Annotated in this window: 1 protein-coding gene; it reads right to left on the bottom strand. The window is 69.6% G+C overall.

Going from position 1 to position 12,159, the window contains the following annotated elements; genetic code table 11:
- Positions 1 to 9: 9 nt before the first annotated feature.
- Complete coding sequence (locus ACIBH4_RS09095; protein ID WP_362762932.1) at positions 10 to 11,712, bottom strand: fibronectin type III domain-containing protein; 11,703 nt, start codon at positions 11,710 to 11,712, stop codon at positions 10 to 12.
- Positions 11,713 to 12,159: the final 447 nt, after the last annotated feature.

Consider the following 12,159-nt stretch of genomic DNA (forward strand, 5'->3'; position numbering starts at 1 on the left):
GGCACGGTGTCATTGGGCCGTCGCGACGTAGGTGAGCGTCCCCGAATAGCTACCGATCGGCACGAAGGGGATGTCCCCCTCGAAATCATTGCCGATGGCGTCTCCGTTGGGAGCGGACGGACCCGGCTGGCTGTGGACGAGTACCGGGTTGGTGGTCGAAAGGGGCTGGAAGGCCGACGACGTACCGCTCTCGCGCACGCGCAGGTTCCCGATCGGGATGGTGGCGTCGTTGCCCGGCTGGTCGGAGGTGAGCTCGGTGGACGCCGCCTGAACGGTGACGGTGTAGCCGTCGAAGCTGTTCGTGATGACCGTCATGGTCACGGCCTCGTTGCGGCGAACCGTCGAATCCGGTTTGCCGGCCAGGGTGAAGTCGCTGGTCAGGTCGACGAGAGTGATGCTGGTGGGGGTCACGGTGGTCTGGACGGAACAGCCGGGGTCTGTGCCTCCGACGGGGCAGGTGCTGCCGACCGTCGCCGAGGTGACCCGGTTGTCGAGGATCGCGTTGCCGGTGCCCTCGTGGGTGACGAGCACGCTGAAGGTGACGACCGCGCTCGCCGCCACCGGCAGGCCGCCGGTCCAGCCGAGGACGCCGTCGGTGTAGGTGACGGTGCCGACGGTGGCCGTCGCATCGTTGTTGTAGGTGGCGTCGTCGAGAACCCCGGCCAGCGTGTCGGTGAACGCGGCTTCGGAGTACGGAGCCTCACCGGTGTTCGTGGCCGTGATCGTGTACTGGACCGTGGCGTTCGCCACCGCGGCACCGCTGCTGTCCGCGGTCTTGACGATGGTGAGGCCGGGAGTCAGGACGGCGACGGTCGTGGTGCAGCGTGGGTCGTCTCCCCCCTCGGGGCAGGTCGACCCGGCCGTGACGGAGCTGACGGTGCCGGTCAGGGTCTTGTCGCCCGGCGGAGGATAGATGGTGGTGACCGAGTAGGTGACCGTCGCGGTGTCGCCGATGTCGAGGGCGCCTCCCCAGCTGAGGGTGCCGTCGGCGTAGGTGACGGTGCCGACGGTCGCGGTCGCGTCGCCCGCGTAGGTGGCGTCGTCGAGCACCCCGGCCAGCGGCTCGGTGAACGCGGCGCCGGAGTAGTCGGTCTCGCCGGTGTTGACCAGAGTCACCGTGTAGTTGACGACGTCCCCGGCGACGACGGTGGCGGTGTCGGCGGTCTGTGTGATCGTGAGCTGCGGTACCAGGACGCGCACGAGCGTCGTGCACGCCGGGGCGCTGCCACCCACCGGGCAGGTGCTGCCCTGCGTGGTGGAGCTCACGCCGCTGGTCAGGCTCTTGTCGCCAGGGTCGGGATCCTTCACCGTGATGGAGTAGGTGATCGTGGTGCTCGCGCCCATCGCGAGAGCACCGGTCCAGGTCAGGTTCGGCGCGGTGTAGTCGAAGACGCCGGTGGAGGCGCTCGCGTCCCCGTTGTAGACCGAGTCGGGGAACACCCCGTTGAGCGCGGCGACCACGGAGGCGGCGGCGTAGTCCGTCTGCCCGGTGTTGGTGAGCGTGATCGTGTAGCCGACCGTGCTCCCGGGGGTCGTGGTCGCCGTGTCGGCGGTCATCGCGATGCTCAGCGCGGGGATCAGGATGGTGACGGTCGCGCCGCAGGCCGGGGCGGCGCCGCCCACCGGGCAGGTGCTGCCCGGCGCGGACGAGGAGACGACGCTGGTCATGCTCGTGTCACCGGTGTTGGGGTCGTTCGCCTTCACCGTGTAGGTGACGGTCGAGGTCGTCCCGACCGGCAGATCGCCGGTCCAGGTCAGGGTCTGCCCGGTGAGGCCGACCGTGCCGACGGTGGCGACCGCGTCGTCGTCGTAGGTCGCTTCGTCCAGCACCTCGGCGAGGGAGTTGGCGACGCTCGTGCCGACGTACGGGGTCTGACCGGTGTTGGCGATCGTGACGGTGAACCGGGTGACGCCGCCGGGAATCGTGGTCGCCCGGTCGGCGACGATGGATATGGCCAGTCCGGGGATGAGGACGGCCACCGACGAGGCGCAGTCCGGGGCGGTGCCACCCACCGGGCAGGTGCTGCCCGGTGCGGACGAGGTGACGGCGTTGGCGAGCAGCAGGTCACCGGTGTCCGGGTCTCCGACGGTGACCGAGTAGCCGATGGTCACCGTCATCCCGACCGCCAGGTCGCCGGTCCAGGTCAGGGTCTGCCCGGCGAAGCCCACCGTGCCGGTCGTGGCACTCGCGTCGTTGTTGTAGGCGGCGTCGTCCAGCACCTCCGCCAGCGGATCGGTGACGGTCACGCCGGTGTAGTCCGTCTGCCCGATGTTGGTGGCGGTGATCGTGTAGCCGACCGTGCTCCCAGGGGTCGTGGTCACCGTGTTGGCCGTCTTGACGAGGGTCAGCGCCGGTACGAGCACGATGACGAGGGTCGTGCAGGCCGGGTTGGATCCGGTGGACGGGCATGTGCTGCCCAGCGTGTCGGAGAAGGCACGGTTGACCATCAGCTTGTCACCGGGATCGGGGTTCAGCACGGTGACCGAGTAGGTGATCGTCGCGGTCGCGCCGACCGCGAGGTCACCGGTCCAGGTCAGGTTGGGGCTGGTGAAGGTGACGGCGCCACTCGTGGCGCTCGCGTCCGCGTTGTAGACGGAGTCGGGGAGCACCTTGGTGAGGTCGTCGGTCGCCGTCGCCCCGGTGTACGGCGTCTGGCCGGTGTTGGCGACCGTCATCGTGTAGGTGACGGTCCCACCGGGGGTGACCGTCGTCCGGTCCGCGCTCTTGGAGACGGTCAGGACGGGAGTCAGCACGTTGACCGTCGAGGTGCAGGCCGAGTCGGCGCTCCCTACCGGGCAGTTGGTGCCAGGGGTCGCCGAGGTGATCACCGCGGTGAGGATCTTGTTCCCGGGATCCGGGTTCAGCACCGTCACCGAGAAGGTCCCGACAGCACTGGCACCGACCGCCAGGGGGAACGTCCAGGTTCCCTCGTCGCCGCCGGGGAAGCTGAAGCCGCCCGCCGAGACCGCCCCGTCGCCGTTGTAGGTCGCGTCGTCCAGCACCCCGGCCAGCAGGTCGTTCAGCACGACGCTGCTGTAAGGCGTCTGCCCGGTGTTCGTGACCGTGATCGTGTAGCTGACCACCTGGGTCGGGATCGCCGTGGTGACGTTCGCCACGTTCGTGATCGCGATCCTGGAGACCGGCACCTCGCTGAAGCACCGCGAATCGGTGCCTCCGGTCGGGCAGGTGCTGCCCGAGGTGGCAGAGGTGACGGCATTGGCCAGTATCTGGTCACCGGTGCCCGGGGTGTCGACCGTGACGCTGTAGGTGAGGGTGACCCCCTGCCCGGGGGCGAGGGCTCCTGTCCAGGTCAGGTTGGGACTGGTGAAGGCGACGGCTCCCCTCGTGGCGCTCGCGTCGGCGTTGTAGGTCGCGTCGTCCAGCACCCCGGCCAGCGCGTCGGTGAACGTCGCCGAGGCGAAGGGGACCTGCCCGGTGTTGGTGGCGGTGACCGTGTAGGTGACCGTCCCCCCGGGGGTGGTCGAGGTGACGCCGGGCGTCTTCACGATCGTCAGGATCGGTGTGAGGACGACGACCCCCACGTTGCAGGCCGGGCTTCCGCTGCCGGGCGGGCAGGTGCTGCCCATCTCGGTGGAGGCGACGTTGTTGCTCAGAAGCTTGTCACCGATGGGAGGGCTGTTGGCGGTGACGGAGTAGGTGACGGTCGCGGTCGTGCCGACCGCCAGATCACCGGTCCAGGTCAACACCCCGCCCGTGAGGCCGACCGTGCCGGTCGTCGCCGCCGCGTCGTCGTTGTACGTCGCCGCGTCCAGCACCCCGGTCAGCGTGTCGGTGACGACGGCACCGGTGTACGCGCTGTTCCCGCTGTTGGCGATCGTGATCGTGTAGGCCACCGAGCCGCCCGGTACCACCGCGCTCCGGTCCGCGACCTTGGTGATCGTCAGCCCGGGGGTGAGCACGGTGACCGAGTTGGTACAGCCGGGTGCGGTCGTCACGGGGCAGCTGCTGCCCTGCGCCGAGGAGACCGAGGTGAGGGTGATCAGCTTGTTGCCGGTGTCAGGATTGTTGATCGTGATACTGCCGGTCACCGTGACGCTGCCGCCCACCGGAATGCTCCCGGTCCAGGTCAGCCCGTCGAGCCCCAGGGTCAGCGACCCGGAGGTAGCGCTCTGGTCCCCGTTGGGCACGCTGTCGTCGACGCCCTCTATCCCGTTGAACAGGACACTGATCCCGTTGTACGGCGTCTGCCCGGCATTGGTCATCACCGACGTGTAGTGCACCACCTCGCCCGGCAGATAGGTCGCCGCGTTGGACGTGGTCACGATGGTCAGCTTGGCCACGGTCACCGTGGCCGTGCAGCGCGGGTCGGTGCTCCCCGAGGCGCAGTTGCCGCCCGGTGAGGTCGAGACCAGTGTGTTGACGAGGGTCCCGTCGGACGAGGCCCGCACCGTCACCGAGTAGACGACGGTGGTCGACCCGCCGGCCGGGACGGTGCCGGTCCACGTCAGGTTGGGCGCGGTGTAGCCGACGGTGCCCGCGCCTGCCACGGCGTCGTTGTTGTAGGTCCCGTCGTCCAGGACGTCGGTCAGGTCGTCGGTGAACGTCGCGCCGACGTAGGGGGTCAGCCCGCTGTTGCTGATCGTGACGGTGTAGGTGACCGTCTCGCCCTGCGCGGCCGAGAGGGTGTTCGCGGCCTTGTCGAAGGTCAGCGTGGTGATCGCGGTGACCGCGACGGTGGTGCCACAGCGGGGGTCGGTCCCGCCGGACGGGCAGTTGTTCCCTGAGGTGGTGGAGGTGATCGTGTTCACGAGGCTCGCGTCACCGGTATCCGGGTTGTCGACGGTGACCGTATAGGTGATCGTCGCGCTCGCACCGGGCGCGAGATCCCCGGTCCAGGTCACGGCCTGGTCCGCGAACCCCACGGTGCCGCTCGTCGCGCTCGCGTCGGTGTTGTAGGCCGCGTCGTCCAGCACACCCGCCAGTGAGTCGGTGAACGTCGCCCCCGTGTAGGGGAGCTGCCCGGTGTTGGTGGCAACGACCGTGTAGGTGACCGTGCTTCCCGGAACCGCCGTCGTCGGAGTGGCGGTCTGGACGATGGTCAGCGCCGGGATGAGCACGATCACGTTGCTGGTGCACTGCGCGTTACCGCTCGCCGGGGCGCAGTTGCTGCCGGTGGTGGGCGAGGAGATCGTGCCGGCCAGGTTCCTGTCACCGGGGTCGGGGTTTCGCACGGTGACCGAGTAGGTGACCGTCGCACTCGCCCCGGCCGCCAGGTCACCGGTCCAGCTCAGGGTGGATCCGGCGACGGCGGCGGTGCCGCTCGTCGCGCTCGCGTCGCCGTTGTAGACCGCGTCGTCCAGTATTCCTGCCAGCGACTCGGTGAACGTCGCACCGGTGTAGGCCGTCTGCCCGGAGTTGGTGACGGTGACCGTGTAGCCGACGGCGCCCCCCTGGACCGTGGCGCTGGTGTCGGCGACATTGGTGATCGTCAGGCCGGGGACGAGCACGTCCATCAAAGAGGTGCAGCGGGGATCGGAGCCGCCGGACGGGCAGTTGTTGCCGGGAGCGGCCGAGACCAGAGTGCCAGTTATGATCTTGTTGCCCGTGTCGGGATTCTTCACGGTCAGGGTGCCGGTGACCGTGACGACGCCCCCGACGGGGATGTTGCCGGTCCAGGTGATCGCGGTGGAGCTGAGAATCAGCGTTCCCGAACTCGCGGTCTGGTCGCCGTTGGGAGTGGCGTCGTCGACGACGTCCGCGGTGAGACTGGCGATGCTGATCCCCGTGTAGGGGACATTCCCGGTGTTGGTGAACGTGGCGTTGAGGCGGATCGTCGAACCGGGGGTCGTGCTGCTCCCGACGAAACTCTGAGAGATGACCAGCCGCGCCACCGGTACCGAGACGGCGCATCGGGTGTCGGCGCTCCCCGTCGGGCAGTTGCTACCCGGCGCGGCGGAGACGGTGGTGTTCACGAGCAGGGCGTCCCCCGTGTCGGGGCTGTTCACGGTGACCGAGTAGGTGATCGTGGCGGTTACACCGACCGCCAGATCCCCTGTCCAGGTCAGGGTGGGGCTGGTGTACGACACGCTGCCGCTCGACGCCGTCGCGTCGGCGTTGTAGACCGCGTCGTCCAGCACCCCGCCCAGCGCGTCGGTGACGGTGGCCCCCGTGTAGGGCGTCTGCCCGGAGTTGGTGACGGTGACCGTGTAGCCGACGGTGGCCCCGGGGGTCGTCGTCGCGGCGTTCGCGGTCTTGACCACGGTCAGCGCCGGAACCAGGACAGCCACCGTCGAGGTGCACGCCGTGTTGGTGCCTCCCGCCGGGCAGGTGCTGCCCGGAGTGGACGACACCGCGACATTGGTCATCTGCCGGTCGCCGAGGTCGGGGTTGTCGACAGTGACCGAGTAGGTGATCGTGGCACTCCCCCCGGTCGCCAGATCACCTGTCCAGGTCAGGTTGGATCCGGCGAAGGCGACCGTTCCGGTCGTCGCGGCCGCGTCATCGTTGTAGACAGAGTCGTTGAGCACCTGGGCCAGCTGGTTGGTGACCTGGGCGCCGCTGTAGGGGGTCTGTCCGGTGTTGGTCACCGTCGTCGTGTAGGTGACCGTGCCCCCCGGCGCGACCGTCTGGGTGTCGGCGGTGTTCGTGATCGTCAGCGCCGGGACCAGGACGGTGACCAGGGTGAAGCAGCTGGGCGCTGTCGCCCCGATACTCGGGCAGGTGCTGCCGGGCGCGGCGGAGGTGAAGGAGGTTTGGAGGACCTTGTCGCCGGTGTCGGGGTCGTTCACGGTGACCGAACCGGTGATGGTGGCCGTCGCGCCGACCGCGATGTCCCCCGTCCACAGGAGTGAGCCGTCCGGGAGCACGTCGAGGCTGCCCGAACTGGCGATCAGGTTGCCGTTGTAGGTCACGTCGCCGAACAGGCCCTCGACGCCCAGCGTGGCGCTGATGCCCACGTAGGGGGTCTGCCCGGTGTTGGCCAGCGTGAACGTGTACGACACGACGCCGCCCGGGACCGTGGTGCTCGACGGGGTCGTGCTGGCCAACGTCAGCTGCGGGACGAGAACCGTCACGCTGCCGGCGCACCGGGCGTCGCCGCCGCCCGTGGGGCAGTTGTTACCGACGGTGGTCGAGGTGAGGGTATTGGTCAGCGTCTTGTTCCCGGTGTCGGGGTCGTTGACGGTGACCGAGTAGGTGATCGTGGCGCTCGCCTCGACCGCGAGGTTGCCGGTCCAGGTCAGCGTGGAGCCCGCGAAGCCGACCGAGCCGCTGGTCGCGGCGGCGTCCGCGTTATAGGTCGCGTCGTCCAGCACCCCGCCCAGCGCGTCGGCGAACGTCGCACCGGTGTAGGCGGTCTGCCCCGAGTTGGTGACCAGCACCGTGTAGTTCACGACCGAGCCGGGGGTCGTGGTCGCCGTGTCAGCCGCCTTGGCGATCGTCAGGCCGGGGATCAGGACCGTGATGACGCTGAAGCACCCGGGGCCCTGGTTGCCCACCTGGCAGTTGCTGCCCGGCGCGGTGGAGACGGCGGAGGTCCTCAGGACCCTGTCGCCGGTGTCGGGGTCGTTCACGGTGACCGAGCCGGTGACGGTGACGGTGGCGCCGACTGCCAGGTCGCCGGTCCAGGTGGCGGTGCCGTCCGGGTTGGTGACGACGGTTCCCGTCGTCGCTGAGATGTCGCCGTTGGGCGTCGCGTCGTCCAGGAGGTCCACCAGTGAGACGGTGATACTCGTCCCGGCATAAGGGGTCTGGCCCGTGTTGGAAGCGGTGAACGTGTAGTGCACGACCGAGCCGGGTGTGGTGCTGGCCACGTCCGCGCTGCTGCTGATCGTCAGTCCCGGGATCAGGACCGTAACGGTGGCGACGCACTGCGGGGCGGGGTTTCCCGGTGGGCAGGTGCTGCCCGGGGTGGCCGAGGAGATCGTGTTGGAGGCGGTCCGGTCCCCGGTGTCGGGGTTACGCACCGTGGCCGAGTAGGTGACGCTCGCGCTCGCGCCGGGCGCGAGGTTTCCGGTCCAGACCAGGTTGGGGGCGGTGTAGGACAGGGTGCCGGTCGTCGCGGTCGCGTCGGCGTTGTAGACGGCGTCGTCGAGCATCCCGGCCATCGCGTCGGTGAACGTCGCGCCGGTGTACGGGGTCCGGCCGTTGTTCGTCACCGTGACCGTGTAGCCGATGCTCCCCCCGGGAGTCGCCGTCGAGACGTTGGCGACCTTGACGATGGACAGCCCGGACACGGTCACGGTGACCGAGCATCGGGTGTCGACGCCGCCCGCCGGGCAGGTGCTGCCGACCGTCGACGAGGTCACCGCGTTGGCCATCACCTTGTTGCCGGTGTCGGGGTTTTTCACCGTGACCGAGTAACCGATGGTCACGGTCGCACCGGCCGCCACGTTGCCCGTCCAGGTCAGGGTCTGGCCCGCCACGGAGACCGAGCCGCCGCTCGCGGTCGCGTCACCGTTGTAGGTCGCGTCGTCGAGGACATCCGCCAGCGGGTCGTTCAGCGTCGCGCCGGTGAAGGCGGTGGTGCCGGTGTTGTTCACAGTGATCGTGTAGTTGAGCGTGGCGCCCGGGACCGCCGAGGAGGCGCTGGCCGTCTTCACGATGACCAGGGGTCCGGCCACGATCACCAGCGTCGCGGATCTGGTGTCGGCCAGGCCGTTCGCGTCGACCACCCGGAAGGTGACCGTGGAGCTGCCCGTAGCTGTCGGGGTGCCCGACAGCACGCCGGTGGAGGCGTTCAGCGTCAGCCCCGGCGGCAGGCTGCCCGCGCTCACCGACCACGTGTAGGGCGTGACCCCTCCGCTGACGGTGAGCGGGACGCTGTAGGCGACCCCGACCTGTCCGGGTGGCGGAGCGGCGAACGTGAACGTCGGCAGCGCCGCGATCGTCACGCTCACCGTCCTGGTGCTGCTCTGGTTGAGGGCGTCGACCACCTTGACGGAGAAGGAGAACACGCCTCCCAGCGTCGGGGTGCCCGACAGCACGCCGGTGGAGGTGTTCAGCGTCAGGCCCGGCGGCAGGCTGCCCGCCGTGATCGACCACACGTACGGCGCGGTGCCTCCGGTGACGGTCAGCGGGATGCTGTAGGGGATGCTCACCTCGCCGTTGGGCGGCGCCGGGAACGTCAGGACGGGCGCCGCCGCGATGATTAGGGTGACCGCCCGGGTGGTGCTCACGTTGCTCGCGTCCGTCACCATCGCGGTGAAGGAGTAGGTGCCCCCGAGAGTGGGGGTGCCCGACAGCACGCCGGTGGAGGCGTTCAAGGTCAGGCCCGGCGGCAGGGTGCCCGCGCTCACCGACCACACGTACGGCGTGGTGCCGCCGGTAACGGTCAGCGGGACGCTGTAGGCGACGTTCACCTCTCCGGCCGGTGGTGCGGCGAAGGTGAAGGCGGGCGCGACGTTGGGGACGACGGCCGAGGAGGGCAGGGACGGCGTACCGGGACCCGCCGCGTTCACGGCGGTGACGGTGAACGTGTACGAGGTCCCCGGCGTCAGGCCGGTGACGCTCTGGGTGGTCGCGGTGCCGGGGAAGGTCCGGGTGGGCTGCGCGACACCGGCGACGTAGGGCGTGACGACGTAGCTGGAGATGGTGCTGCCGTTGGCCGCCGGCGCGGTCCAGGTGAGGTTCGCCGAGGAGGTGCCCGCGGTGGCCGCGGTGATGGTGGGCCGGCCGGGGACGTCGTAGGGGACGACCGCGTTCGACGCCGGACTGGCCGGGCCGGTGCCGACGGCGTTCACCGCGGTGACGGTGAAGGTGTAGGTCGCCCCGGCGGTGAGCCCGGTCAGCGTCCTGGTGGTCGCCGACGCGTCGAAGGACACCGGGGTCTGGGCCACACCGTTGCGGGTCGGGGTCACGACGTAGCCGGTGATGGCTCTGCCGTTACTGGCCGGCGCCGTCCAGCTCACCGTCGCGCTGGTCGTCCCGGCCGTCGCGGTGGGCGCGGTGGGTGCCGCGGGGGCGGAGGTGTAGGTGTAGGCGGCGGACGCGGCGAGCCCCTGGGTGACGACGGTGACGTTCACCGCGGCGGCCGAGGACCTGGCGGGCATGGAGGGGATGGTCAGGGTGCCGTTGCCGTTGTTGACGAAGCAGCCGGTGGTGACCCCCGAAGGACACGGCAGCAGGACCACCGGAGTGCCCGCCTGCTGCTGGGCGGTGGTGCCGATCTCGATCGCGGTGGCGTTGGAGATGTTCGTCCCGCTCACGGTCACCGCTCCGCCACCGGCGATGGTGCCCGCGTTCGAGCTGAGGGTTATGCCGCCGGGCGTCGCCGGCAGCGTGCCGGCGGTCGCCGTCGCCAGGTAGGCGGGGTTGCCGTCGTTCGACGACGCGGTGACCACGGTCCCGCTCTGGATCTGCGCCGACGTGACGCCGGTCCCGGTGACGATGCCCACCACGGTGAGCGGCGGTAACGTCGCCCCGGCCGCGAACGGGGTGGCGAAGTTCGTACAGGTGATGGAGCGCGACGACGGCGCCGAGCAGACCCACCCCGTGCCGTACGCCCCCACGGGCACCGTCCCGGCGGGCAGGGTCTGGGTGATGGTGATCGCGCCGGTCTCCTGCAGGTTCGAGGTGACGCCCGCGACGACGCTGTAGGTCACCGGGTCGCCCGGCTGCGACGTCGTGGCGCTGTAGCTGGTCTGGGCGACGGTCAGCTGGGGAACGGGGCTGATCGTGTACACCGTGGCGTTGTCGATCTCGTGAAAGTCGGTCACGCTTCCGGTGGAACCCACCCAGCCGAACGCGAGCTGCTGGGGGACGTTGTTGGCGTTCAGCCACCCTGTCGGGTAGAGGCCCGCGGGGACCGCGGGGAGTGTGCCCGTCAGCGTCCTGGTCGCGCCCCCCACCAGGGTGACCAGCACCTTGTAGCTGTTGGCCGGGATGGACATGCCGGCGGCGGTGGTCAGGACGACGGAGGTGGGGTTGATGCCCACCTGGACGGGGACGGCCGTGCGGGTGTTCGCCCGCAGGGGAAGGGCCGGGGAGGACGTCGAGGTGGCCGTGCTGTTGATCGCGCAGTATCCGACGGTGTTGTTGCCCGGCCCGCGGATGACCACCTGTCCGGCGATCTTGGTGCTGCTGATGTAGGGCGGGTTCGAGCAGCCGGTGCCCTGATAGGTGGTGGTGCTGTAATTGCCGAAGACGTCGAACCCGATGCCCATGTAGCCGTACGCCAGGCCGGGGAGTGCGTTGGTGCCGGAGTAGCCCAGGCCCCCGCCCAACTGACCGAGGTTGGCCGGTGACTGGGGGTTGGTCGGGCTGACCGCCGCCAGCACGAAGGCTATGCCGTCGGCGCTGCCCCCACCGTACTGGTAGGTGTTGAACGTCACGTCGAGCCCCTGCGAGGTGGGCCCGCTGACGGCGCCGAAGACGCCACCCGCCTTGTTCGTCGTCGCGTTCGTCAGGCGCAGCTTGCCGGCCCCCGGGCTGTCCGGGCTGTCGGTGCAGCTGAGCAGGGGCCCGGTAGTGGTGTTGCCCGAGGCGCTCAGGCAGGCCGAGTTCGTCGTGGCCGAGCCGGCCGGCATCGCCGGCAGCACCACGGCGCCGAGGCCGTCGGCCGTGTTGCCGTGGAAGGGCTCGTTGAACACGAGGGTGCCCGCCGCCAGAGCGTCCGCCGGGGCCGACACGACCGACGCGCCGGTCATGCTCAGAACGAGGAGCCCGGCGAGAGCCCGCCCGGCCCGTGACAGCCGGCCTGTGGCCGGGCGGACATGACGCGGCGTGGCGCGCGTACGTCTGGCGTCAGTCATCGCCGTCACCGCGCGCGAACGAGCCCGTCTCACTCACCTGGCAGCGGATAACCCCGGAGGCATCGTCGAAGGTCGGCATGTCACCCTCCGATTGATCATGATTCAGGCGACGCGGCGCCGTCCGGACACTTCTGGGAGCGAGGTACCCGATGACCTCACACGCGGCATCTGCCCAGCGAGCGATGTCTTCGGGAGAAAACCTTCCCTCAACCACTGAAAGTGTCTGATCAACAACACAGAGTGTCAATCAACGCGAAGTGTGGCGCGTTGCCGGACATTAATGTCGAATATCAACAAAAGGTGCAAGTTTAATAAAGAGGGCCAAAAAGGGTGCGTAAGGTGTTCGGATACCGGCGCTCATCCGGGACCTCCCGGGAAGGCCGGGCACACGGCGAAGGACACACGGCGGCAGGCACCCAAAAAGCACGGCCCGCACCGGAGCGCGGG

The sequence above is a fragment of the Streptosporangium sp. NPDC050284 genome, from assembly GCF_044459525.1.
In the GTDB taxonomy this organism is placed as follows: domain Bacteria; phylum Actinomycetota; class Actinomycetes; order Streptosporangiales; family Streptosporangiaceae; genus Streptosporangium.

What these genes read in the sequence shown, in the direction of transcription:
- ACIBH4_RS09095 (WP_362762932.1), bottom strand. Translation starts at nt 11,712, where the DNA reads ATGACTGACGCCAGACGTACGCGCGCCACGCCGCGTCATGTCCGCCCG.